Annotated in this window: 23 protein-coding genes; 7 read left to right on the top strand and 16 right to left on the bottom strand. The window is 47.7% G+C overall.

The window, feature by feature from the left end; translation table 11 throughout:
- Positions 1-252 precede the first annotated feature (252 nt).
- Positions 253-330, top strand: coding sequence for a stress response protein AzuC (gene azuC / locus GZ59_RS24035; protein WP_223254637.1), 78 nt, complete (start codon positions 253-255; stop codon positions 328-330).
- Between the two features lie 123 nt (positions 331-453).
- On the opposite strand, the gene GZ59_RS04190 is transcribed toward azuC, so the two are convergent.
- From GZ59_RS04190 to GZ59_RS04205, 4 genes are all read right to left on the bottom strand, one after another.
- Positions 454-2,322: an Svx/AvrXca family virulence/avirulence protein gene (locus GZ59_RS04190; protein WP_011092533.1), complete on the bottom strand. Its 1,869-nt coding sequence runs from the start codon at positions 2,320-2,322 to the stop codon at positions 454-456.
- Positions 2,323-2,556: 234 nt separating this feature from the next.
- Positions 2,557-3,873: a cytosine permease gene (locus GZ59_RS04195; RefSeq protein ID WP_011092534.1), complete on the bottom strand. Its 1,317-nt coding sequence runs from the start codon at positions 3,871-3,873 to the stop codon at positions 2,557-2,559.
- Between the two features lie 14 nt (positions 3,874-3,887).
- Complete coding sequence (locus GZ59_RS04200; RefSeq protein WP_011092535.1) at positions 3,888-4,577, bottom strand: helix-turn-helix transcriptional regulator; 690 nt, start codon at positions 4,575-4,577, stop codon at positions 3,888-3,890.
- 29 nt (positions 4,578-4,606) lie between these two features.
- The gene (locus GZ59_RS04205) at positions 4,607-5,020 is read right to left on the bottom strand and encodes a GNAT family N-acetyltransferase (protein WP_011092536.1); all 414 of its coding nucleotides are present in this window, start codon (positions 5,018-5,020) and stop codon (positions 4,607-4,609) included.
- A 742-nt stretch (positions 5,021-5,762) separates the two neighbouring features.
- Here GZ59_RS04205 and fhuE point away from each other — a divergent pair.
- The gene (gene fhuE / locus GZ59_RS04210; protein WP_039290367.1) at positions 5,763-7,976 is read left to right on the top strand and encodes a ferric-rhodotorulic acid/ferric-coprogen receptor FhuE; all 2,214 of its coding nucleotides are present in this window, start codon (positions 5,763-5,765) and stop codon (positions 7,974-7,976) included.
- A 94-nt stretch (positions 7,977-8,070) separates the two neighbouring features.
- Here fhuE and GZ59_RS04215 read toward each other — a convergent pair whose 3' ends face one another.
- Positions 8,071-9,420, bottom strand: a complete 1,350-nt coding sequence (locus tag GZ59_RS04215) for a glucarate dehydratase family protein (protein ID WP_039290370.1) — start codon at positions 9,418-9,420, stop codon at positions 8,071-8,073.
- Positions 9,413-10,759, bottom strand: coding sequence for an MFS transporter (locus GZ59_RS04220; protein WP_011092539.1), 1,347 nt, complete (start codon positions 10,757-10,759; stop codon positions 9,413-9,415). Before GZ59_RS04220 ends, GZ59_RS04215 begins: the two co-directional genes overlap by 8 nt.
- Before the next feature lie 290 nt (positions 10,760-11,049).
- On the opposite strand from GZ59_RS04220, the gene GZ59_RS04225 reads away from it, so the two are divergent.
- Positions 11,050-11,541: a DUF2569 domain-containing protein gene (locus GZ59_RS04225; protein ID WP_011092540.1), complete on the top strand. Its 492-nt coding sequence runs from the start codon at positions 11,050-11,052 to the stop codon at positions 11,539-11,541.
- Positions 11,542-11,607: 66 nt separating this feature from the next.
- Here GZ59_RS04225 and GZ59_RS04230 read toward each other — a convergent pair whose 3' ends face one another.
- The 5 genes from GZ59_RS04230 to GZ59_RS04250 form a co-directional block, all read right to left on the bottom strand.
- On the bottom strand, positions 11,608-12,177 hold the full coding sequence (locus GZ59_RS04230) for a fimbrial protein (RefSeq protein ID WP_011092541.1): 570 nt from the start codon (positions 12,175-12,177) through the stop codon (positions 11,608-11,610).
- A 27-nt stretch (positions 12,178-12,204) separates the two neighbouring features.
- Positions 12,205-13,239 (bottom strand): hypothetical protein, encoded by a 1,035-nt coding sequence (locus GZ59_RS04235; protein ID WP_039290374.1) that lies wholly within the window; start codon positions 13,237-13,239, stop codon positions 12,205-12,207.
- An 18-nt stretch (positions 13,240-13,257) separates the two neighbouring features.
- Positions 13,258-14,007 (bottom strand): fimbrial biogenesis chaperone, encoded by a 750-nt coding sequence (locus GZ59_RS04240; RefSeq protein ID WP_011092543.1) that lies wholly within the window; start codon positions 14,005-14,007, stop codon positions 13,258-13,260.
- A 38-nt stretch (positions 14,008-14,045) separates the two neighbouring features.
- Positions 14,046-16,544, bottom strand: a complete 2,499-nt coding sequence (locus GZ59_RS04245) for a fimbria/pilus outer membrane usher protein (RefSeq protein ID WP_039290377.1) — start codon at positions 16,542-16,544, stop codon at positions 14,046-14,048.
- A 135-nt stretch (positions 16,545-16,679) separates the two neighbouring features.
- Positions 16,680-17,228, bottom strand: a complete 549-nt coding sequence (locus tag GZ59_RS04250) for a fimbrial protein (RefSeq protein WP_011092545.1) — start codon at positions 17,226-17,228, stop codon at positions 16,680-16,682.
- 675 nt (positions 17,229-17,903) lie between these two features.
- On the opposite strand from GZ59_RS04250, the gene GZ59_RS04255 reads away from it, so the two are divergent.
- Both GZ59_RS04255 and GZ59_RS04260 read left to right on the top strand, forming a co-directional pair.
- Positions 17,904-18,677 (top strand): winged helix-turn-helix domain-containing protein, encoded by a 774-nt coding sequence (locus GZ59_RS04255; protein ID WP_039290380.1) that lies wholly within the window; start codon positions 17,904-17,906, stop codon positions 18,675-18,677.
- A gap of 115 nt (positions 18,678-18,792) precedes the next feature.
- Entirely contained in the window at positions 18,793-19,134 is a 342-nt protein-coding gene (locus GZ59_RS04260) for a FidL (RefSeq protein WP_226302337.1), read from the top strand.
- A gap of 61 nt (positions 19,135-19,195) precedes the next feature.
- On the opposite strand, the gene GZ59_RS04265 is transcribed toward GZ59_RS04260, so the two are convergent.
- Positions 19,196-19,768 (bottom strand): TetR/AcrR family transcriptional regulator, encoded by a 573-nt coding sequence (locus GZ59_RS04265; protein ID WP_011092548.1) that lies wholly within the window; start codon positions 19,766-19,768, stop codon positions 19,196-19,198.
- A gap of 92 nt (positions 19,769-19,860) precedes the next feature.
- Here GZ59_RS04265 and GZ59_RS04270 point away from each other — a divergent pair, with 92 nt between their 5' ends.
- Complete coding sequence (locus GZ59_RS04270) at positions 19,861-20,754, top strand: ABC transporter six-transmembrane domain-containing protein (RefSeq protein ID WP_011092549.1); 894 nt, start codon at positions 19,861-19,863, stop codon at positions 20,752-20,754.
- A gap of 105 nt (positions 20,755-20,859) precedes the next feature.
- Here the strand turns inward: GZ59_RS04270 and cueP are convergent, their stop codons facing one another.
- From cueP to GZ59_RS04285, 3 genes are all read right to left on the bottom strand, one after another.
- The gene (cueP, locus tag GZ59_RS04275; RefSeq protein ID WP_373365831.1) at positions 20,860-21,396 is read right to left on the bottom strand and encodes a copper-binding periplasmic metallochaperone CueP; all 537 of its coding nucleotides are present in this window, start codon (positions 21,394-21,396) and stop codon (positions 20,860-20,862) included.
- 251 nt (positions 21,397-21,647) lie between these two features.
- A complete protein-coding gene (locus GZ59_RS04280; protein WP_011092551.1) occupies positions 21,648-22,412 on the bottom strand; it encodes a sulfite exporter TauE/SafE family protein in 765 nt (254 codons plus the stop codon).
- A gap of 315 nt (positions 22,413-22,727) precedes the next feature.
- Positions 22,728-23,327: a TetR/AcrR family transcriptional regulator gene (locus GZ59_RS04285; protein WP_011092552.1), complete on the bottom strand. Its 600-nt coding sequence runs from the start codon at positions 23,325-23,327 to the stop codon at positions 22,728-22,730.
- Positions 23,328-23,444: 117 nt separating this feature from the next.
- Here GZ59_RS04285 and GZ59_RS04290 point away from each other — a divergent pair, with 117 nt between their 5' ends.
- On the top strand, positions 23,445-24,032 hold the full coding sequence (locus tag GZ59_RS04290; protein WP_011092553.1) for an NAD(P)H-dependent oxidoreductase: 588 nt from the start codon (positions 23,445-23,447) through the stop codon (positions 24,030-24,032).
- Between the two features lie 1,056 nt (positions 24,033-25,088).
- Here GZ59_RS04290 and GZ59_RS04295 read toward each other — a convergent pair.
- Positions 25,089-25,595, bottom strand: a complete 507-nt coding sequence (locus GZ59_RS04295; protein ID WP_011092556.1) for a GNAT family N-acetyltransferase — start codon at positions 25,593-25,595, stop codon at positions 25,089-25,091.
- Positions 25,596-25,759 lie beyond the last annotated feature (164 nt).

A 25,759-nucleotide genomic window follows, 5' to 3' on the forward strand; every position in this document is an offset into this window, starting at 1 on the left:
TAAAATTTCGTCTTTCATCATGAGCATAGCATAGCCAGCGGCGTATTGGTCACTGAGGGTAATGATTCGCAACAAAAGAAAATCAGCGCGGGTAGGGGATAGCATAGGTGAGTTTTATTGTGTGACTTGTGTCACAAAAAATTAGCTTTTGCTCAACAGAGGTGTACAATTCACCACCATAAGGCAGGTCACTGCCAGTAAGACAAGATCAACTCCATCGCGTCATTCAAAAGTAAAACCAAGGTGAAAAAAGTGCGTAACTTATTTAAAAAAATGCTGGCGGCTTACCTGAATACCTATAAAAACGTGCCGCCTGGCGCACTGTTCTAGAATCTGTGCTATGCATCGCATAAAACAGGCCGCCAATATGGCGGCCTGTTTATTTATGGGGCTAACTTGTTTTGAGAACCAACGTAACGTGATTCTGAGTCCGTTCCCCTTTTCGTAGTGATACTATTTCGTGCTGTAGACCGGAACCGCCGTTACTTCTGGTACAGCGTCAGTCAGGTAAGCGCCGGCTGCACTGCTTTTGACTTCCTCTTCATCAATAAAACCATAGAACACGCCCTGCGACGCGGAAACGCCGCGAATTTCTGCATCTCCACGCATCTGTGCATTGCCTGACAGCACAATGCCGCGTTCATAGGCTCCTGGCCCCATGAAGACCGTATGCAGTCGCGCGTTATCGCGCACGATAGTATTGCCCTGCATTACTGTCAGGCCGCTGACAACGGCGCGTCCTTCCACCGTTCCGCTCAGAATCGTTGCACGATCTTCAATTCTGGCGTTATCCCTCACCGTACCGCCGATCACGCGAGCATAAGGCCCGACGTATGCAGTAGGGGCGACATTGGCAGAGTTAGACACCCAGCCGCCGCCGTTTGCGTGGCGAGAACCGTTAGCGGTTGGATTCGGTGCGCCGGGTTGACTTCCTTCAGGCCAAACGCCAGTGAAATCAGCCATCCACGGGTAGCGATAAAGAGAGTAGTAAGCCTGATCCCACTTGATTTTCTGCATTTGCGACGGTGTACCCATCACCACCATGTAAATACCGCTATCGTCCTGTCGGATGGTGAAGTTTTTCACCGTGGCAGACGCGCCGCGCTGCAATTCGCTGTAGCGTGAAACGCCATCCGAACCGATAGCGACAATACCCCAGCGCCAGTCGGAATTCGGCTGTGGCATCGTTGCCGGATCGTTTTTCAGCCCAGGGAAGCGGGTAATGGCCGATTTGCTCTGCACCATGCCACGGAATTTAACGGTGATTTTCGTCGCACCACTTTCTGGAATCAGTCGGACGATGTTGTAGCCTAACTGCTGCGGAGCCTGATCGAACGGTACGGAGAAGCGTCGTAGGCTAGCATTGGCACCAGCAACCGGCTCAAGCGCGGTGGTTCTCAGCAGGCGGTCGGCGTTATTCTGGTTGGGTTGGACTGCACCATAACTGCCGTAGGTTGAACGATAAAAACGACCACGATCGAAGCCGTCTGGATCAATGTAATCCCAGTTGACGTTGTGCATCGCCCAGTCACCGAAGGTATCGTTGAATTCAGACTGGCTCCAACCCATGTTAGTACGCAGAACGGACAATGGATCGGCGGTAGACTGTCCGCTTTCGCCCCCTTTCGGCGCTTTTGACCACATGTCGTTGATGGCGCTATAGCCAAAGCGGTTCTTCAGATATTCCATAAACTGCCAGTTGCAGTAACGGTTACGTGTTGAACCCAGATAAATATGTGAATAGTTGACCTGCATTTCTGAACAGTGTGCAGACGTACCGCGGAATTCATCCATCTGGTGCGTCATCCAGTTCGCGTGGGATTCCCAAATCCAGCCAACGTAGTCATCCCCGCCCGCACCCTGGAAGCCGCCAGTTTGCCCTTGTAACGCATGGGTAAATTCATGCGCCAGTCCCCAGTTGTCCTTCAGCGATGCTGGGCCGATCCACATTCCCATGCTGCCACCGCCAGCAATACCGCCGCTGAGTCCAAAAGTGGGATCAATGTGAATATTGGCTTTATATTTTACTGTCTGCTTGCAGTAAGGCTCGGGGTATTGAATTTGGTTAATGAACTTATCCCAAATTTGTTCCAGTTTCTGCCCAGCGGCAACCGCATCATTACGGTTAACGTCGTTATTATTCCAGCGGAAGGCAAAGTGCTCAGTCTGGTATTTTACGGAAGGCATATCGGTGATGGAACTATTTACCTGCCAGTTACCCGCGACGCAAGCTTCAGCGGCATTTGCCGTATTGACCATCAATGCGCCACTTAAAACGAGTAGACAGTTTAGCGGCGTGAGAAGTGTTTTTATTTTTGGCATAAATCCTTTTCCTAGCATGAATATTGCTAATCAGCCTTATTATTTCACGAGAGGGGATTCCTCGTTGATATATAAGACCCCATCCTATATGTCCGTCATATTGCAAACTGCCCGTGCGTTACTGCTACATGCAGTTAGAATTATTCAGGAATTATTTTTGCTTAAGTAAAAAATATCGACCTCTGTAGAAAGGGGTCGATTGGATTATAGATTAATTTTATCTTGTTACCTATTTCATTTTAAATTTTGGTTATGTTCTAGTTTCCTAAAATGAATGTGGTTATTGGTATAAATCTTTATTAGCCAATAAAGCAGACTGGCTGCCAGTAACGAATTAAACGCTGGCACGCCCCATTCAAAGGCTAATCCGACGATGGCACCGGCAATGCTGGCAATAATAGCCGGCCAGCCAATCAGCGGCGTTTGTGCGATATCGGGTAGTTGGCCTTCGGCACGGCTGGTGTCCAGCAGCGTTCTGTGAGTGCGCAAAATATAATAATCAACCAGCATCACGCCGATAATGGGTGGAAACAGCACGCCCAATAGCGTCAGAAAATCGATAAAACGGTCTAGAATACCCGCGACGGATAGCGCGGTGCCGATGAGGCCAATCACCAGCGTTATCGAGACATAGCGTAATTTTTTCCCCGTGACGCCCTCTATGGCATTGGCGATTCCCAAAGAGGAGGAATAAAGGTTGATATCGTTCACCCTCAATGTCGAAAATATAACGGCAATTAGCCCGATGCCACCAGCCGCCTGGGACATGATCGTCACGACATCTGCGGTATTGAGTGCGCGGGCAATAATGATGGCGAGGCCATTCACAATAAACTCCCCGACGATAATCGACAGCATCGTCATCCAGAACACGTGTTTTCCCTTTTGGGAATAACGCGTCATATCTGGAGTAATTAAGCTGGCGACGATGCAACCGCCTACTACCATCGTCGCGCCAGCACTAATGGAAATGACCTCGCCGTTAGGCGCTGAGGCGATCAGTTCAGCAATATTGTGGCCTGAGAGTGTCATTATCGAGATATAGCCGATAACGATAATAAACATGGGTACGGCGATTTTGGCCGTGAAACGTAATGCTCTAAAACCAAAGGCAACCAGTAGCGTTAGCGCAATACCGGACAAGGCGGCAGACCAGCCAAAGCCGAGCTTATCCGCCATCGCAAAGTTAAGCGCTTTGGCGAAAACGGCATTTTGGACGCCGAACCAGCCGATAAGGCTAATGGCGATAACCAACCCAATCAGGACTGAACCCATACGGCCAAAGCCGCACCAGCGTGCGAGCAGGCTTCCCGACATGCCTTCTTTCATTCCCGCATAGCCAAGCCCCACAGTCACTACGCCAAAGATGGCACTGCCAATAAATATGGAGAGGAACGCCTGACTTAGCGTCATTGAATGGCCAAGTACCGCACCTAGCATAAACTGGTCTAGCGCGGTTAACATGCCGATATGCACTAATGCCACGTTTAAGAAAGGCAGCCTGACATTTAGCGGAACGCGGCTGACGGGGTAATCATCTATTTTTTCCATGTAGATATGTTCTCTTATATAAATTGAATGCCTTTCTCGATGAGAGAGTTAGGAATATAACCATCGATTCCCAGATGGCGACAAAACTCCTCAAATTGAGGTAATGAGTGCGCCTCTGCCTTTTGATACATGTTATATATTCTGTTTTCGATTGTTTTGGGTGATACGTTCATTTTTCTTGCGATTTCTTTATTTGAAAAACGCTGTAATATCAGAAATATAATATCCAATTCTGATTGGGTGAAAATGCTGGTAGTTAACTCGGTTTGTAATGTGGTTGGCTTCTTTTGGTCTATGTATATAAGTGGAGACCTTGTATCCAAAGGCCTGGCATTCCACATAGTCCCAATACAAAGCTTATTCTCATCAAAAATGGGGATTTTTTCACTGACGAAGGGGGTCAGCGTTTTCTTTCCATACCAATAGTGTGTTTCGATCACGGTTACGCGCTGTTCACTATTTTCTGTCATCCTGTCATGTTCTTTTAAATCGTCGGAAAGCTCCGCCCAACTGGCAGGAAATTCATCATCAAGTCGTCCTTCAATATCAAAACCCATCGGTGTGTTGGTATAAAGGTAAGCGGCTTTATTCATGTAAACATGGCGTGATGATAAATCTTTAATACCCCATGGTTCATTTAAACACTCCATCATAATAATCAGATTGCGAATATAATCAGTCATGTTTGTTTTTGATGATGGCATCCTGCCCTCCTTAATAGGTCGGGATTAATTCAACGAATTAATTTAGCTAAATAATGTCGAGTATGCTTGTGTGCATACCCCGGCAGGTTCCCATACTCGGTGTATCCCAGTTTTTCGTAGAACCCCTTAGCCTGGAATCCGAATGTATCAACGTAAGCCTGATGGCACCCACGTTTTAATGCTTCATTTTCAGCTTTTTGCATAAGTTTACGGCCAAGACCACTTTTACGATACGCCTCACTGACCCAAAGATATTGAACTTCCAATGCTCCCCACCAGGTTCTGGAAATTAACCCTGCGATAATGTTATTTTCATCATCTTTGAAATTTAAGAAGAGCGGGGAAATATCAACAGACTCGTACTGCTCATTGTGTTTCCAAAGGCTTTCTATTACAAATTCTTCTTCATCTGGCTCTGGTGTGTCAGTAACATTCAAATTCATTACAATAAACCTCATTATTAGCACGCTAAACTATACTTCCAATATGAATATTTCTTTACCATGTTAAAAATATTTAGGCAAGGGTGAATTTCACTCGTTCTTACGTCGCTATATTGCTCTATGATAAGAAACATAATCTGATATTTATTGATTATATGTTGATAAAAAAAGAAATTAAGTCCGTATTTGCCTCGCCAGGGAAAATACCAGACTATTTATAATAAAAATGTATGTTGTGTCGAAAAATATGTTTTTTATGAGTGAGTTACTCTTCGATTCTTCCCCTTGACTGGCTTATCACACAGCTCGGTTTGTGCCAGCGAAATGCATTACCATTTCGCTGGCCCTCCCACCCTTTAATTCCCTCCACATAGCGTATGTTGTGCCATTGCAAAAGGCGACATTGTTATTGTTCTCATTGAATTGTTACGGCTTCTCATGACGCTGTTCTGGTTGAACGTTCGATAGCGCGCTATTTTGCGATTGTCCAGTATGGATCTTTTACCCGCGACACTGGCTGCGCTGTGACCACAGAATCGGTAAATGTTTCTTTTTTAACACTGTCTTGTTAACGATATGGTGATTTGTTCTTTTCTATCTGACTGCATTTCAATGACATTGACCATTTTATTGAAATAACAATAATAATGCGTATAGTTATCATTTTCCTTCCTGTGCAAATGTTGACAAGAAACGCATCAGCATCTCGCCAAAATCATCATTCGTTAACCAAGGATATACCATGTCTTTTGGAGTTACTCGCGCCGGGAAAACGCGCGTTTGTGATTCTTCGCTGGCCGGAGCAAAACCATTCGGAGTTTCTCTTCTCGCCCTGTTGATTTCTGCCTCTTTCCTGCCTACTCAGGCTGTTGCCGAAGAAAATCCCGCCTCAGGCGACACACTTGTCGTCAGCGCTAACGCCAATGCGAATGCAGAGGCCAGCGATCCGCAGGATTACAGCGTGAAAGTCACTAGCGCCGGAACGAAGATGACGCTGACGCCGCGTGATATCCCGCAGTCGGTGAGTGTTATCAGCAAGCAGCGTATCGAAGATCAGAACCTGCAAACCATTGGCGAGGTGATGGCGAACACGACGGGTGTGTCCTCTAAAATTATCGACTCCGAACGTGCGACGTATTTCGCTCGTGGTTTTCGTATCACTAACTATCTGTTTGACGATATTCCGACGGTGGTTAACGAAATCTGGGATTTTGGTGATTCAGGCTCAGACACGGCGATCTATGATCGTATTGAAGTGGTACGCGGTGCGACGGGACTAATGACGGGAACGGGTAACCCTGCTGCTGCGGTGAACATGGTGCGCAAGCATGCGGACAGCCGCGAGTTCAAAGGCTCGGTATCTGGCAGCTACGGTTCATGGGATAAACAACGGATGGTGGCCGATCTGTCTGCGCCGTTGACGGAATCCGGTAACGTGCGCGGGCGCGTAATTGCGGGCTATCAGGATAACGACACCTGGCTCGATCGTTACCATAGTCGCAAGAAATTCCTCTACGGCGTGATTGATGCTGATGTCACCGATTCCACCACGTTGTCGCTTGGCTATGATTATCAGGAACACAACACCGATAGCCCAACTTGGGGTGGTTTGCCAACGTGGTTTACCGATGGCAGCCCCACGAATTTTGGACACAAATTTAACTCCGCGCCGAACTGGAGTTATTCCGATAAAACGTCGAGAAAAGTGTTTGCCGATCTAACTCAACGCTTTGATAACGGCTGGCAGGTGCGTATGAACGGGACGCATGGCGAAACCAACTTCGATTCCAAGCTGATGTATGCCAATGGTTTCCTCGATAAAGATACCGGAATGCTTGTTGATCCGTCTGGCTTCAATACTGGAGCCTATGGTGGATGGAATAAGGGAACCCGTAAAGTTGATGCGATTGACACTTACGCCTCTGGACCGTTCGAGCTATTAGGACGCCAGCATGAGCTGGTGGTAGGCGGCAGCTATAATCGCCAACGTAGCCAGTTCTATAATACGCAATCGACGATCAGCCCGGCAGATATGGGCAATTACTATAACTGGAATGGCAATATTGCCGATCCAGCGTGGGGACCTTGGGCAGATTATGAACATTCAACCACGCGTCAAAAATCGCTCTATGCGTCGGCGCGTTTCTCTCTAGCCGATCCGCTGCATTTGATTGCCGGTGCGCGTTATACCGACTGGAGCATCATTGGTTCGACGGGTGATACCAGCAATAATCGCGTGACGCCTTATGTTGGTCTGGTTTATGACATCAACGATACCTGGTCGACGTATGCCAGCTACACCGATATCTTCCAGCCGCAAACGCAAAAAGATATTAATAAAAAGTATCTGTCTCCTACTACGGGTAAAAACTACGAAACGGGTGTTAAGGGAGACTGGTATAACAGCCGCCTGACTGCCTCGGTATCAATTTTCCGCATTGAGCAGGATAACTTGGGACAATCAACGGGAATCGCGATTCCCGGCGGTGGCGGTGAGTTTGCCTACCGTACAGTTGATGGTGTTGTCAGCAAAGGGATCGAGTTTGAAGTTAATGGCGCGGTGACGGATAACCTGCAAATGACGTTTGGCGGTTCGCGCTATGTGGTTGACGATCAAGATGGTAAGTCGGTCAACCCAGAACAGCCGCGCACGTCGTTCAAGTTGTTTACCCGCTACCAGTTACCAACGCTGCCGGAATTAACCGTTGGCGGCGGCGTGAACTGGCAAAATGGCATCTGGCAGGAGGGTTCCGGCCCGCAAAATACCACGCTGCGTGCCGAGCAAGGCAGCTACGCATTGGTTAACCTGTTTAGCCGCTATCAGGTCACTAAACAGCTGGCGGTACAGGCGAATATCAACAACCTGTTTGATAAAGAGTACAGCGACTACCTTGCGCCTTATGCCGTGTATGGCGCGCCGCGCAGTGTCTCTATGACGGTTAACTATGCCTTTTAAAGATTAAATGCATGTTTTTTTTAAAGTTTAAGTGCATGCATTCTACATCGTAACTCAATGATAATCCCCGCCGACAGTCTCGGCGGGGATTTGATCAACGAACCAGTGAGGGTCGTTTGGCGTTAAATGACCAGTTGGGAATTAAGAATTGCATACCAAGCGCGTCATTACGGTTTTTATCCGGTAGTGACTGATAAAGCCTGTGTGCTTCCTCTACTCGTTTCCTATTCAGGGTAATTCCTAATCCCGGTCCTTCAGGCAAATGTAAGTGTCCTTTGTCAATGCGCGGTGCTTCATGGGTGAGCTGCTGTCCATCCTGCCATATCCAGTGCGTATCAAACGGTGTAATGCGTTCGCCCGGCGCGGCGGCACCTAGATGAGCGACCATGGCGAGCGATATATCGAAATGGTTGTTGGAATGACAACCCGTAATCAATCCCCATTCGTGGCACAACTGCGCTACGGTATTGGCATTACGCATGGTCCAGAAGTGCGGATCGGCCAGCGGGATATCGATAGCATTAAGCTGGAGTGCGTGATTAAGCTGACGCCAATCGTTAGCGATCATATTGGTTGCGACAGGAATGTTGGTGGCGCGTCGGAATTCTGCAAGCGTCTCTCGGCCAGAATAGCCATTCTCCGCGCCGCAGGGATCTTCCAGATAAGGAATTTGACCCTGTAGCTCCCTCCCCAGTCGTATCGATTCATCCAGGGACCAGCTTGCGTTGGGATCTACGGTAACCCGCGAACCTGGGAAGTGTCGCAGCAGTGCTTTTACCGTCTCAACCTCTTTTTCACCGTTATGTACACCGCCCTTGAGTTTGAAATCGTTAAAACCGTAGAGATCGCTAGCGGCTTCCGCCAGACGAATCACGCCGTCGCTGTCCATCGCTGCCTGATGGCGTAGATAAAACCAGTCATGCTTTCCGGTTTCACCGGGCAGGTAATTCATATCGGTTTTGGTGCGATCGGCGATATAAAAAAGATATCCCAGGATGGGAATCGAATCGCGCTGTTTACCGCTGGCCAGAAGTTCCGCGACCTGAAGGTTTAAGAACTGCCCGGTCAGATCCAGCAGCGCAGCTTCTGTCGCGGCTATCGCATTATAAAATTTTTCCGGGTTCATCTGCGGAATATGAATCGCGGTGTTGTCGTTCTGCCCGCTGCTCAGATTACGCTTATCGCTTTTAAACAGCGTACTCAACGTGGTGTTCATTTTGAGTAACTGTGTCCCTTCTATCTGCGGGATGACGTCGTTTAGCAGAGTGAGCGTGCTGGAATGGCAGGGGCATTCTCCCACACCGGTATTCCCCGCGCTGTCTGTCAGTGTCACCAGAATCCGGGTGAAGTAGCAGTTGTGCGCGCCGCCAATATTCAAAAGCATACTGTCATAACCGGCGACCGGAATGACCTCCATTTTTTTAATGATAGGGCTGTCAGACATTGCGATGCTCCATAGGTTTGAGTGAGCTGGGTGGCGTGGCGTGTGTGCTACGCAGTAGTAAGAAAAGACCGGTAACGACGGAGACGCAGGTTAGGGAATAGAGGCCGCCTGTTGTACTGCCGGTTTTTAATTCCAGATAGCCAAATACGGTGGGCGCGACGAAGCCCCCAAGGTTGCCAATGGAGTTGATCAGAGCAATACCCGGCGCGACGATGGACGCAGGCAGATTGCCCTGTGGCATGGGCCAGAAGAAGGTCGCGCTGACCTTTGAACCAATGCAGGCAACGATCATGGCGAAGAAGCCGAACCACGGCGATCCGATTGTTGCCATAAAAGTACCGCAGGCTGCAATGAGCATGGCGACCCCCAGCGCTTTGGGTAAATGCTGGCGATGTTTGTCGCTGAATTTGCCAACCAGGTTGATGGCGATAATGGCACACAGCCAGGGAATAGCGGTAAGCAGGCCGATGCCGAAGCTACTGAACCCCTGAATACGTTGGATAATCTGCGGAAGCCAGAACACCAGCGTGTAACCTGTCATCGTCATGGTAAAGAAGATCGCGCAGTAAAACAGCGTTCTGCGGTCTGTGAGTAAATTCAGTTTCCCCGTGTGCGTTTGCTGCGCATCGCGTTCCATCTCTTCCTGCTGTAGCTGTTGCTCCAATGCGAGCTTCTCTTCTACGCTGAGCCAGCGGGCTTTATCGGGGCTGGATACCAGCACAAAGGCCGCCAGAATCCCTACAAGAATCGAACCGATACCTTCCAGAAACATCACCCATTTCCAGCCCACAATGCCGAGGAAATCATGCATCATCAGGATGCCGCCCGTAATCGGGCCAGAGAAGAGAAACGCCCCCGCACTGGCACTGAGTATTAGCGCTGTTGCCCGGCCACGCCAGGCGTTAGGCACCCAGAGCCGGAAGTAATACAACACGCCGGGGAAGAAGCCCGCTTCGGCTACGCCGAGTAAAAAGCGCAGGACATAAAACTGGGTAGGGCTGGTGACAAAGCCCGTGGCGACTACGACGGCTCCCCAGGTAATCATGATGCGAGTCAGCCATACCCGTGCTCCGTATTTCTTCATCATCAGGTTACTGGGTATTTCAAACAGCGCGTAGCCGATAAAGAAAAGCCCTGCGCCAAGACCAAATGCCGCCGCACTGATGCCGGCATCGGTCTGGAGTTCTGCTTTTATAAATCCGATGTTTGACCTATCTATCTGATTAATAATCAGCATAATGGCCAGCATTGGGATAATACGTTTGAAAAATTTGGCGATAGCTGAGGCGAGATGCGCCTCTCTGGTGTGGGTAGATGATAGGCTTGTTGTCGTTGTCACTTTTTACACCTCTCGTATGTAGGTTACGAAAGTGTTATAGAAAATGAGTGAAAGGTATGACTATGTGCAGATGCCTAGCATACGTTGGGCTACTCCACAGTGATGGCGAAAATGAAGGCGGCCAGCCCAATTAGGAAAAGTGAGGAAATATCACGTCTGGGACGGAGGTCACAGCCTGATGGGGGATGAGAGTTCGACATTGGCGCTTTTTATTCGCTTGCTAAGGTAATGGAAAAAACAGGCTATTCACCCGTCATCATTTTTTGGAATATTTTCACAGGGATTAAGAAATGAAGTGTTTAAACTGCGATAACGATGCGCGTCAAGAGTCTGGTTTGTGTTCAGCGTGTGAAGAGAAAGAACAGCAGAAGATTAACGGTATTCTCTACCTTCCGGCGCTGGGGATTATTCTTTCTGTCATTACGACGCCGTTCTCACTGTATGACATTATCAATGCGATGATTATTCACTTTAAGAACACTGGATTCCTCGGCTATTACGCTTTGGCTCTGGTGTTTTTCCTGCTTGCCATGTTCGCACTGGAAATTTTCGCCGCAATGAGCTTCTTCCGACGTAAAAAACGTACGCGGAATGTCATGGTTGCCTACTATCTTGTTAGCGCGGTGCTGGTGGGGTATATGACATTGCTACCGGCTTACTTGTTTGAGGTTAAGCTCGATACTGGCGATATTCGCGCAATTGTCTCTTCGGTCTTCGGCATTGCCGTCTGGATCCCGTATTTCCTGTTCTCGAAAAGAATTCCGCTGGTATTTAGTCGCTAACACATGCGTTTAGCCGCGTGCCGCCAGTGTGTGGGAAAGCACATGGCGGCACAGATCTTAGCCTCGTTATAAATAGCTCAAGGTGAAGTTCGCCGTTGCCACAAAATCACCGGATTGAATCAGGTCGTCGCGTATCTTTTCGATGCGAGCCGAAAAGGGAATGGCGTTGTCCCCGCTTTGCAGCACAACACTACCCGTGCTGTTGTTGATGCCGACCAGTTTGTTTTCATGATAAATGCCAATCGCGATGCCTTTGGCACCGGATGGGGTGTCCAGCGCCAACCGCTTTGGTAATAACGGCTCTTCTTTTCCTGAAAAGCGGATCGTGGCGTTTTGGTAAGTATCCAGATTGCAGTCCGTAAGGTTAATCGTGAAGTCATGCCAGTCACCGTAACTATTGGCTTTTAAATAGCGATCGGAGACTTCGCTCATGTTCACCACAATGGCTTTGCTCTCCGAACTCACATTGCAGGCGGCGTTGACGACTAAAACGTGAAACGTCACTTCATGGTCGTCCATTGATGATATCTGTTGCGCGATGGACGACCCCGAGGGCAGAGTCAGGATGCCGAGTGTGAAAGCGAGCCATGCGCCGCGTGGTCTGGCTTTTATTACCGTGTTGTCATTTTTTATCATCGTTGCGATCTCGCGTATGAAGACAGATTAATGATAATTAAACCGCAGAATAATATTTTTCTCGGTATCGCCTACCACTGCGGGACCGGAGGCGTAGAGCTTGGCTGTATAACGCCGTTCAAGCATGCCGCTTGATGCCGTCAGGCCGTCAACCAGACCGATGAACTGGTTAAACGTCACGTTATTGCCGCTACGCATATCTTCGATTTTTAATGTGGCACCATTTCCCATATTCATGCCGTCTACCCCGACGAGCGAATTTCCCCGCGAAGAGGCATCGAAGTTGATGTCCAGATCGAATCCCTTACCGCAGTCTTCTCCACCATCGGTCGATACATTGATGTGGAACTCCGTTTGCGCCAGCGCATTCGCTTCCGTACCTGACCATGCTCTAACCGTACCAAAATCGACATAACTATCGGGCGAGACGTTGATCTTCGCCGCACACTGCATAATTTCGATGCCGTGTAGCCCTGACAGGCTTAGACCATAGTTGCTGTCGGGCTTATTGTTGATGCCTCCTTCTCCGTCAATCTGGAAGACGCGCAGTGAATCCACTCCTGCCGTGGTATCGGTGATATTCCCCGTTTTTTGGAGATAGAGTTGCACCGTGACATTGAGCATGGTCGGGTTGGACGGCGGTGATGAACCATTGGGGCCCGGCAAGATCCACTGTCCTGTTGATACGCGAGATGCGGAGGTGCCGCCATTAGTAATCACGCCGAGATCCTGTCCGTTATAGATGATGCCAATCCCAACACCTTGACTGATGACACTGCCTTCAGGATTAGGGTAGAAATAGGACAGCTCACCCTGTGGGCGCACGGATTTATACGCCCAGCAGGCCAGGCTGCGGGCATAGGGTTTTGACGTCCAGAGGCGACTGCCAATAGGCAAGGTTGCTGGGATTTTTAGCGTACCTATATCCTCGTGATCGGCAACGGGGCCGGTCACTGTGCCCAACCGGCATTCCAACGCACTGGCGTTAAACGCCGTTAGGCCGAAAAAGAACGCCGCGCAGAGGGCGACATAGCGATGTTGACGAACGGCTAACCAAGACATGGCGGATATCCCTGTAACTTATTTACGGATTACGGGCTGACACTGGTTTTGTGCGCAGGTAAAAGGCAACTCCAGATGGCCGCCGTAGTCATTCACGTAGTACAGATAGAAGCGATCGACCGCACTGTCATTCACCTCAACCGAGAGGGTTGAGCGTGGCGCGACCATAAAGGCATTCCCCTTCAGCAGGCTGGTAGGGTTGGCGCGCGTCGCTTTGGGCTGTTTCAGGATGCTGCTTACCGTGATGTAGTACGGCGTTGGGTTCTCTACCTGAAAGGTGTTTCCCGTTTTTCTGACGATCAGTTTTTCCTGCCATATTTCGTCTTTGGCTGGCTTTACGCTACGGGGGCGGAAGAACACCTTTATTTCAGACTGAATAGCTATCTGTAGTACGTTAGGTTTTTCCGCTTTGGGGGGGATTTCCCGAACGTTAAGGTAAAACAGCGATTCGCGATCGGTAGGTAATTGGGTGATTTTTTCGGTTTTGACCAGACGGATCAGGCTATATCCTTTTGCTTCGATGCGCTGTAACGGCGGTAGCACCATTAGTGGTGTGCTCACCTTATTGTGGTGCTCGTCTGTCAGCCACGACTGCGCCAGAAACGGGTTCTCCGCGTTTTGATTCATCAACATGATTGTCGCGGATTGCTCATCATCGTTAAAAATAACGCGGGTGCGATCGAGGCTCAGGGCGCTGTAGGCCGATGGCATCAAAAACAGGCAACCGATGATGAATCCTGCTACTCGCCGATAAGATGGGTATTTCATAACGTACTCTCCGGGCTTCTCTATATTTTTCGCGCCGCTTATTTACAGGGAAGCAGCAGCGCATCAAGGTGATTTAAGGTGGCGGGCAGGGTGATGGAACACTGGGTTCTCCCCTCCCAGATGACGGACAGCGTTTCGTCAGGTGATACGCCCGTGATATAGGCTTGTCCACCGTTGGTAACCATGGCGATATCGCGGCCTTTCTGGTTCTTGATCTGGGCGGCGAACGGAGGATATTTGCCATCGGCCAGCGCAATGTGTGCCATGACTTTTGCTCCGCTAACTACGTCGAATTTGCGGTAGCCAATCGCGCCTTCGGTCAGCGTGCCCTGAACCACCGTCGTCATGGCTTCAATATTTTGCGGTAATTTCTGCATATCGATGCGGGTCGACACATCGTAGTAGCTACTGCTACCAGCAATCACGGCCAGGCCATAGCGGTTAGTTTCGACCTGACTGCCAGAGAACGGTACGCCCGCTTGTTCCGTATCGACCATGATGCGAGTGCCGCCCTGATTGCCTTTCGGATGTGCCGCGACGCCGTGGCGGGTTGCGGTAATCCCTCCGCGCAGTGAGCCGTTCAGGTAGGTATAGCGGTCTTGCTGCCAGGCGACGCCCACGGTGGCATCCGTCATCGGTGCCAGATGGGTATAGTTGCCACTCAGGTAGATGTTTTCTTTGCTGTCGTGCCGAGTGCTCAGATTCCAGGTACGACGCGGATCGGCGTTATTGGAATAGGTCAGCGCTTGATTGCTGCCGTCGTTATAGCGTCCCATGCTGTAGCTCAGGCGATCTTTTTCTCCGAGTGGAATAGAAAAACTCAGATACAGGCTGTCATCGGTGCGGCGGTTGAATTCGGTGCGGTAGGCCGATAAGTTCGCAGAAATTCCTTTAAATGCGCCGATATCAAGGTACTTGTTGAGCGAAATTCCGTAGCGATCCTGCTCGGCTTCATTCCAGTAGGTTTGGCGCGTATAGGTAACGTAGGTCGATAGCCCGTTCAGCAGCGAGGATGATTCTTGCGTCGCGAAGTTTTTTGAGAGCGTAATGGTGTAGCGCTCTTTTTCATTGCGATAGCGGTTATCAAGATTCAGCGCATAGAGATACTGCGCCATGCTCATGTAGGTCTTCTCTGAAAAGCGATAGCCGGCAAAACTGATCTGGCTATCGATCGAATTGAAATATTTAGACCAGTTAAGCGAAAACGCATGCCCCATTTGCGACGAGGACGTTGTCGGAAGCGTCGCGCGCGACTGTGTGATATCTGCGGACAGTGCGCCCAGCAGGTAGAGGTTTTTCCCTATACCTGCCGACCAAGACTGGTAGCCATTGGACAAAATGCTGCCGCCGTACACCGACCACGCGTTGGATAATCCCCATGAGGCTTCGGCAGCAGAAAAGGCTGGGCCTTGTAGACGATGGTTGGTGTTCGAGGGTTTACCTGCGGCGAGTTTGTACTGCACGTGTCCGGGGCGCGTTAGGTAAGGCAGGTTGGCCGACTCGGTCTGGAACGTCGTTACCGTACCGTCTTCTTCCGTCACACGGACATCCAACGTCCCGCTGACGCCGTTTTTCATATCCTGAATCGCAAAAGGGCCAGCAGGAACGGTGGTTTCATAGATCAGCCTGCCATTTTGCGTAACGGTCACTGTTGCGTTTGATTTGGCGACGCCGCGAACTTCGGGCGCGTAGCCACGCAACGAAGGGGGAAGCATGTTCTCGTTGTTGGCTAATGACGCGCCGGTAAAGCGATAGCTATCAAACAGATTACTGCTGAAATACATTTCACCCAGCTTGAGATCGGCTGACAGGGTGGGAAGCGGACGATAAGCGTAAAACTGATCCCACGAGAAGCTATCGCGATTCGAGTTGCGCGATTTTTGCAGAAAATAGCGGTAATCGGCACGGTAGCGCCAGGCTCCCTGATTAAATCCGGTCGTGCCGTAGCTACTGAGATAGTGTGATGTGCCTCTGCCATTGGTATCACGGCGTACGTTCCCGACGAGGTTATAATCTAGCAGCGCGCCGTTGATGCCGTGATCCCATTGTTCGGGCGGAATCCAGTTGCGATCGCTGTACACCAGCCAGGCTTGAGGAATGGTAATATTTAGCGTTCCCATGCCTATTTGATTCGATATTTTGACGCCAGCAATTGGCGTCAGATCGACACACGTGCCGTTATTCCATAATTCAACTTGGTCGCGTGCTTCTTTTTTCAGTGCCAGTTTATCGACGAGTTCAGTCGAGAGGCAGGCCGTTGGTCGAGGGCGATGATTACCTTCCGGCAGGTAGCTAATCATCTGCTGCTGTATTTCACGTGCGTTTACTTTTATCGATAAAAGATAGGTGCCAGGCGTGACGTATTCGGGGTCGGAAAAATGGCTAAGATCAATGTCACTACGTTCATCGACATCCAGTACATTAATGTTAAATTCCGTTGCACTGAGCGATGTTGTACTCAAAGAAAAAATAAAAATACCATAGTGAAATAATGCGGGTTGTATTTTTTCTTTGAGTGTAATGTTCTTCATTTCCATAGGAATATATGCTTAAGCAGATGCAGCACTGTGGTGTCCATTCATGTCAAACGACATGTGGAATAAAGAAAGGGTATAGGGGGAGGAGACCTCCCCGTTTGGTTACCGATACCCTGTTGCTAGCGCATAAATATTTTATTGATAAGACACAACAAAATTAGCTGTGCTGGAGAAAGCCCCTGTAGTTATTGTTGGTGATTGACCTTCCTGTGGGGTTGGGAGTTTGGCGACATAAGACGTGAAGGAGAAAATATTATCTCCGTTTGCCAGCGGCGTAGCAGGAACGGCTGGTGTTGTTCCGTCGAATTTAATTTTTTCGCCGATACGTTCTACGGCAATACCTGCACCGGTTGCACTGCCGTTTAATGCCAGCAGCTCATTATTGGTGCCTGATGCCGCGCCGCCGGAGAAAACAATTTTGGCGCTGGTTGCGGTATCCAGACTGCAATCTTTTAATGTGATATCAAACGGCTTAATTTCTGAGGTGCCGCCGTTTTCCAGCACGGTTTTGCTGATTTCGCCAAACTCAATAGTTTGATGCAGATCTTGCTGAGAAACTGAGCAGGGCGTATCAATAATTTTTCCTTTAAACGTCACCGATCCATTATGTGAATCTGCGGCATAGGCACCGACAGAAAATATCACGGAGATGAGGGATGCCAAGGTGATTATTGATGGTTTCATATTATGCTCTCTCTGTTGGTTACTCTATTTAAAAGATGATCGCTACGCATGAGTGCTCACCGTATTCATACATAACGGATAAAACCTTCTCTATTGATTGACTGACGGCTTACCACCTTTCATGTGGTGGATATATTTCCCAGCCTGTCCAGTTGATTGCTCTGGAACGAGGTGAATAGTAATGATGGTTGATTTTATGGTCAAATATATTGCTTTAAATATATTTATTTAGTCTATGTGTTTTAAATTTACAATTATTTAGGTTTTTATTCTGTTGTGTGTTTTCTTATTTTTGGTTTTATTCAAGGGTGGAATATCATTTTTAGATATAAATCATGTTAATTCAATACGTTATTTTAGGATCTGTTTTCTGTTCCATGATAGTGTGAAATGGTTGTTTTTTTATAAAAATAATGAAATGTCTTTTTGTTTAGACAGTGACTAAATGAAAGTTAAATAATCTTTGACAATAAATGGGTAAGTTTTTATCCTTGCCGAAGATAGCATCGATAAGACTATGTATATAATCGATTTTACTTTTATAGATAACCTATTTTTGTTTTGTTGCAGCGATTTTTCAGACTATTCCGTAGGTTTTATGATCATAAGAAAGCGTATCTATAATCTTATTGTAACAAATGAATAGTGCCTCTAATCTTGATGGAAAAAGGTCGAATGGTTTATTTGATTAATGATTTAATCATTTTCAACGAGGGAGAGGGGACACTGGCATGGATAGAACGTGAAAATGAAGCAACCTCTGTGAATTTTCCTATTTCACGATTGCTCTGCTTATTAATAGAGAATCAAGGGGTAACGCTAAGCCGTGATTTTTTGTTAACGGAGGCACTGGAAAAGCATGCGCTTTGTCCTTCTCTTAATAATCTCAACAATTACCTCTCTCTACTAAGGAAGGTATTGCGCGAGTTTGACCTTTCAGATTCGATAGTGACTATTCCTAAAATGGGTATTGTCTTTAACGCTGAAAGTATTGTTTTGCATCTTAAGAAGGATATGGGAGAGGAAGAGAAAGAAAAGTTAAATCAGGAGGCTGAAGATGAATTTGGAGAAAATTTCTATGAAGAAAAAAAGCCATTTTCTATAGAACATCATGCTATTCCTGAACCAGTAAGAAAGCAGCAATACATCAAGTTCCTTCTTATCTGGGCAGCGATAGTCGGGGTTTTCCTGCTCGTGCTGGCGAACGTAAACCGTTTCTCGTACCGACACCTTGCCGACGTGAAGATGAAAGGGAAATGCGATCTTTTTTATTTATATGACAGCGTTGGCTATCCTCTCCCTACCGACTATGAAAATCTGTGTTTAGATAACACATTGTTCTTCCTGTCGAAAAAAATCGTTATATCTGAAATGCTGGATAAGAAGTGTGAAATCGTTATTTCCTGCAAAAAAGATGGGAAGAGATGTGTAACTTATGTTAATAATTAAAGTCAGGAAGAAGATTTTTTGCACCATGGTGGTGCTTTTTATTTCATTCTCTCTGGGGATCGTTTTTTATTTAAAAAGCAATTTATACAGAAAACCGCTGATATGTCAGGCGGAGGTGAAGATTAAATCAGAAGAGCCGCGCGTCAGAAAGGAATATGACATCTATTTTTATCTTAATAAACAAAATAGGGCGCTGGTTTTGGTCAACGGCTTTTACATTGGTGAAAATGACGTACCGCTGACGATCCGGCGCACGTTCAGTTTTGATTCTGTTTGGGAGGAGAACCGGCTGGTGGTGAACAATATCGCGATGAATAAGAATGTTAATGATAATTCACCCGATGAGGCGATCCCTATCCTGGCTGAAAATGATGTCATTCAGTTTGAAATGCTGACGAAGCATGTTTATCTGATTAGCACCGTTCAATCAAAGATGGCATGCAACATCCGCGATTAATGTGTGTTGGAATAGCGCGTGTACACATTAATCGTTGTACGCTATGTGCTGCTTATGCACTTCACAACACACGTTGTATAAAATCATCAATATCTTCAATTGCTTGCTGAAAATCGTCAGGCGCTGGGTTAATAATCAGATGGTCAGAATAGCCGTTTAGCAGTGCGTCCAACTGGCGGGAGACTCGCTGGGTATCGGCACTTTTAAAGGCTCCGGACGCAACGCCTGATGCAATAATGTTTTCCAGTAAGGCAGACCACTTCTCTGTCATCACATGGGCGAGCGCTGCGTAAGCAGTATTGTGAATCGCCAATTGCCATAGCGATCCATAAAGATTCCAGATGACGTCAGTGGTATCTGGCAGATAATTTTTCACCAACCCGTGCAGTTTCTCTTTCGGTGCTAGTGTGGCGATTTCTGCCGCGACGTCTTCCAAATCTTTCTGCATAAACACCGTTAACGCCTCAATCGACAGCGTCTGCCAGTCAGGAAAGTAGTGATAAAGATGGCTGCGCGAAATGCCGACGTGCTCTGCCAGTTCGCGCGTTGTCACTTTCTCTATGCCTTTCTCAATAAATAGCTCGATTGCGCCATCAAGGATTTTGTCTTTTAGCGCTTTCGTCGTCTCTTTCATTACTGTCCCCGTGTTGACTTTGAGCAAGTGCTCAAATACAATTTTTGTTCTTGAGCGACCGCTCAAGTATAACTCTGTTAGATAGTATTCTCATGCAAACCCATAATATCAGCGAACCGGTCAAGGTATCGCATAGTGCTGCTGTCACCCTTAAAAAACTGGGAAAGCTGCATGGCAAAAAACTGATTCTCACGCTGCTGTTAGTCGTGGCGGAGAATGTGACTTATCTGCTCTATCCTCTGATGGCGGGCTTCGCCATTAACGCGATTATGAATGCTCAGCCTTGGCATGCGATATTGTATGCATTGATGGTTTTTATTATGTGGGCGATTGGCGCAGCGCGACGGAGTGTGGATACCCGCACGTTCGCCCGTATTTACGCTGCACTGGCGGTGCCGGTTATTCTGGTGCAGAGAAAAGAAAACCACAGCCACTCGACCATTGCGGCGCGAGTGGCGCTGTCACGCGAGTTCGTAGATTTTTTTGAAATCCACCTCCCAGTGCTGATCACGTCGCTGGCGTCGATCATCGGCGCGGCCGTGATGCTGCTGGTGATTGAATCCTGGGCGGGCGTTGCCTGCATCGTCATTCTGCTGTTTTTTGCCCTGTTCTTGCCAAGTTACACGCGGAAAAATGAAGTCCTGTTCGGCAAATTAAATAACCGTCTGGAAAAGGAAGTTGGCTTTGTCAGCAGTGCGACGGCGGCTTCATTGGCCAAACATTATCACGTGCTGGCTGGGCTGCGTATTCGCCTGTCGGATCGTGAGGCACTGGGTTACTTATCTATTGGTGCAGCGGCTGCCGTGCTGTTTTCGCTGACGATCCTATATATGACGCTTAACGGCGGAACGAACGCGGGACATATCTATTCGGTAATGACCTATATGTGGATGTTTGCCATGAGTCTTGACGACATGCCCGGATTGTTAGAAAAATATTCGCAGCTAAAAGATATCGGGAAGCGCGTGGATACGGGCGTGGTATGAGTGTTTCCTACGTGCGGTCTAAGTTCGATAATTCGTCTGTTTTTCCTTTAAATAAGAAACCCAGCGCTGCGGCTGGGTTTCTCAATCCGTGCTCAAAGCTTCTCTCTACACTCGTTCTTTCAATGGCAATGTCGTCATGCAGGTCTGGCTGTCGTCATAGGTTGCAAACGGTGAGCTTGCGATGCGTCCCTGATAAGTAACATTAATCGTGCCTTCAATATTGCGCGGTAACCAGACGCCAACAAAACCGTTCTGGTGACTACTTAGGGTTTTCTGCACGATAACGTTACCAGCTTTATCCGTGATTTTTACGTCAAACGCTGTATTGGCGAGTTCGCCCTGACACCCAGACAAACTGTGGTTAAAGCAGGGATGCGTTTGTTGAATATAAGGGGCGAATGAGAGATAGAATTTATTTCCCAGAGGATAGCTATATTGCTGTTGCCCATCTGATAATTTCAGTTCTTTGCTGGTAATGGCAGCGCTGTAGGGCAGAGGTCTTGCCTGCGGCGATTGATCGATAACATCGACGATCTGCTCGACGGTTTTTCCCGCCAGTCCTTGCTTGGCTAGAAAAGCGTTGGCGTCAGTCGTCGCTGCAAAACCTGAGCCGCTTAATGTCAGACCGAGTAGTACCGCCATCATCTTTATCTTCATCATTACTTCCCCTCAATAGAGTCATTATCTTGGAATCACATGCTATGACGTTACACCTTCCCCCTACGGGAAGGTCAAAAGGTGGGGTGTATAGAAAGGTAAATTAATGTATTTACTGGTTTTTTATTGATTTCGATCAATTTTAAACCATGGTGAACTGCGGTGATATCAGCGTCATTATTGATGCGGGCCATGAGTCAGGGGTTTTCACTAGCGCTGACCCGCGCAAATAAGCATTAATGCTGGAGCGTTTCCCACAGCAGCTTAATGAGTAGCGTCACCGCCAATATGAGAAATAGGCGACGAATCCAGTAATTCCCGCCTTTTAACGCTAGCTGAGTACCTGCAATTGAACCGAAAATGGCTGCGATACCAAGCGGTAGCGCAAGCCCGTAATTAATCAGTCCAGCTGGAATCAGGAAAATGAGCGTGGCGGAGTTGGTGCCGAAATTGACAACCTTGGCGCAGGCTGTTGCCCGTAGAAAATCAAAATGGAAAAAACGAACGAAAAGGAAGAGTAAAAAGCTGCCCGTTCCTGGCCCAATGAAGCCGTCATAAAATCCAATTATAAGCCCAAGAGCGGCACCTTTGATGAGGTCGCTTTGTGTTGGCTCCCTACTGGTATCCTGGCTTCCAAAGCTGGGGCGAAACCATGTGTAAGCTACCATGATCGCCAATACCACAATAATTACCGGGCGCATCCAAGAGGAAGGCATGAAATCCAACATACGGATTCCAATGTAGGCACCGGTGATAGCTGAGAGGACCGTTGGAAGCATGAGTCGCCACGGTAAGCGCAATCGGGCTGCGAACTGCCGTATGGACATTAAGTGCCCCATAACGGAAGAGAACTTATCGATCCCCATAATTTGGGCTGGTGTGAAATGGGGAAGCGTGCTGTAAAACATCGGCATACTGATGAGTCCACCGCCACCAACGGCGGCATTAATGGCACCTGCAATGAATGCGATTGGAATGAGGATAAATAGCTCGGGCGCCATGATAAGTCCTTTGTTGGGAGGTAACCGCTTTGGATGAATTCAGCACAGGCGACGTCAGGCGCGATGAATCATGCGGCTATACATTGCCGAGAAAGGCATAAATGATATTGCTGCCAGTCGCGGCATATGTGTGGTGGTGCAGCGGCTGCCATCTTAATTTGGACTGAAATATGTGTCTAATATATATCTAAGGAGGTATTGATTCACTTGGGGCTATAAATGGAGTTCCGTCACCTTCTTTATAAGCGGGTTTTATCCCTGAAGTGGCATAAAGTCTACTTTACGGCGTGCCACAGTCACGCTGTTATTATGATTTTAGCGCCCAGCGCTGCACCTTTTCACCATAGAAATAATCACATGGAATAGCTCATCCTTAGCCTGTTGTTCCGTAATAATTCCTTTAACCGCGGCATAAGATAATCCTTCCGCGGAGCCGATCATCGCCCGTAGCGCAGCGTCATGAGGTGGTTGGTCTGCACAGAATGGAGCAAAAAGAGCGCGGCATTTCTCTGTGAAAATGGCATCGTACTCTTGCCTGATGTGTTCAAGCTCGGGAGTGCCGGTGAGTGCAGCCATGACGTTGGGCATTTCACGTCCCTGAAGCAGCACGCAATCAATGTATGAGGTGGCAATCACCGCTGCCAGCTTGTCAAGCACAGGTTCTGTTTTACGGATAATGCCATCCATAATCGCCGTCTGGCGAGCATCATATTCCTTGTAAAGTGCAGCTAACAGCCCCGAACGGTTAGTAAAGTGATCATAAACCACTGGTTTCGTTACGCCAGCCTGTTCTGCCAGATGCCCTAGCGTCAGCGCCTCCGTACCTTCCTCCCGAATAATCTGCCAGGCGGCTTGTATCAGTTGTACATGGCGCTCTTCTCTTGATAAACGCTGTCGTGCCTGCGGTTTGGACATTGTCGATATTATCCTGTTGACATTCTTATATACCAAAAGTAACTTACTGATGGTAGGTTACTGTTAGTATATAAGACTATATCTGACGTCGTTTTATGGCAATAGGGAGTACCCAGAATGCATGCATTACTTGTCGTTTCTCATCCTGTTAATACCTCACTCACCCATAGTGTCGCTACCTCCATTGCGGAAGGGATTGTTGGAGTAAACCCGAAAAATACGTTTGAAATCGCAGATCTTACCCAGGAAGGCTTTAATCCGGTGTTTTCTGTGGCAGATATGGCGGCTTTTCAGTGTACAGGTGCAACATCGCCTGATGTTATTGCGCAACAGTCTCGTATTGATAACGCAGATGCGCTGGTACTGGTGTTCCCGATTTATTGGTGGTCCATGCCTGGGCTGTTGAAAGGCTGGATTGACCGCGTTTTTGCAAACGGCTGGGCCTATGAAGAAACGGCTGATGGGCATGTGATAAAGAAACTGGGGCATTTACCGGTGCACCTTGTGGCTCTTGGGGCTGCCAACCAGAGAACATTTGCAAAGCGTGGCTACGCGGATGCCTTTCATGCGCAGATCACACATGGGATTTTTGACTACTGCGGTGCACCAGTCTTGACGTCGGAAATGCTGTTGATGCCGGAGCTGGGAACACCGGAGGCATGTATCGATGCCGCACGTCATATTGGTGAGAAAGTTTTCCGATAATCGCTGTTATTGATCTATCCTCGCTATGAAATTAGATAATAAAGGGAAAGATATAAATTCCGCTGAGAATATAAGAAGAGACGTCGCCAAGATTATTGATGAATGCACTTTTCCAATCCGTTATATGCCAGAATGGCACGCGATACAGGACATTGAAAGATATGGAAGGTATTCTGAGGCTAAGCGGATTTATCGTCGTTGACACAAAGAAAATCTCAACCGGCCATACGGTCGTTGAAATTAGATTAAACGCTACGCGGCAGGGTTGAGTGGCGTAAACGACTCGTTTTCTTACGTTTTCCTTATCGGCATCCTCATGAATACTGTTATTAAAAACATGTTATTAAAAACAGTATTGACACTGTATTTAAAATCCGTAAATTGGTTAGCAACAGCGGTAAAGTTTCAGATTGCTGTTATAGTAAAGATAACGAGTACGTTCTTTAATAAGTATTTTTGCGATAAAGGCCACGAAGTATTTTTGTATGGGTAATCGATGTTGAGAAAATTTAATATTCTCACTTGATGATGCTTAAGGCCACGTAGTCAGTATCTACAATCGCAAAATGGGACGAAAGCGCGATGATGTAAGGCTATGATTTAATCTTTATTGTTTGCGATTGAGCGATAATTGAGTCATTCGTAAAATGTCGCAACGAGAGTAAGGCCACGCATCAAAGAGTATATATCGCGATGGGGGATGTACCTGTACCAGCTATACCTTTGAATGTCTCGTAAGGTTGGTTGGGGGTTTAAACCAGTAAATATATGGGAGGTCTGTTAGTTTTTAGTACCCAATATTGTCTGTTATAAACGTGTACATTTGAAGCAGTACCAATAGTAGTAAGACTATTAAGTCAATTAATGTTAAATATTAAGTCTGTAGTACCTTAAAAGCCCTGACTAACACAGTCAGGGCTTTTATCATTTTTACATCTAATTATCAGAATATCCCTTGTTCGGCAGACTGAACGTTAATCCCCTATACTTTCATCCTGTGAAAGGAGACTGTTGAAACCATTAGCAAATGTTCGACCAACTCACCTGAGGTAACCTCTATAGCAATTTATAAAAGAAGGTTGTGCCATCGAGAGTACCGGCGGAGCTGCGAGCAAACTGTGGGATTTGCCCCGCTTCCTGATAGCCTGATTTACGATACAAAATGGATGCCGTGTCATTGGTGCGGGTATCAAGGACGAGTAGGGTGCGCCGATTGGCCTGTGCCTGGCGTTCTACTTCTGCCATTAACTGCTGAGCAATGCCGCGCTGACGAAATGCCGTATGCACCATTAGTTTTTCTACTTCAGCACGGTGGTTGCCATTTTTCTTTGGACAATAGCTGATCTGCACTGCGCCCGTGATGCGCTCCGCTTCACGCGCTACCAATAACGTACGATCGCCTTCAGCCAGATCGGCAGCGACCGCCTGCCAATAACGTTTTGCTTCACCGGCTTCCAGTGGCGCAAGAAAACCGATGGACGCCCCACTTTCCACACAATCATTCAGTAAGACAACTAACTCATCAAGGCTTTCTGACAGAGTACTCAATTGCTCAATTTTCATTATATTCTTGTCTCTCAAGGTACAACTCTGGGATTAAGAAACCAGCCTCTACCCTGACATTTTCATCTCGGCTCTTGCCAAAATAAACTCTGGTGCCACGCTGGACCCAGTAACTCAGACGGTGTGAGGTATCCATTCTGTTTTAAAGCTTCGGAAGAAGTGTT

The sequence above is a fragment of the Pectobacterium atrosepticum genome (assembly GCF_000740965.1).
In the GTDB taxonomy this organism is placed as follows: Bacteria; Pseudomonadota; Gammaproteobacteria; order Enterobacterales; family Enterobacteriaceae; genus Pectobacterium; species Pectobacterium atrosepticum.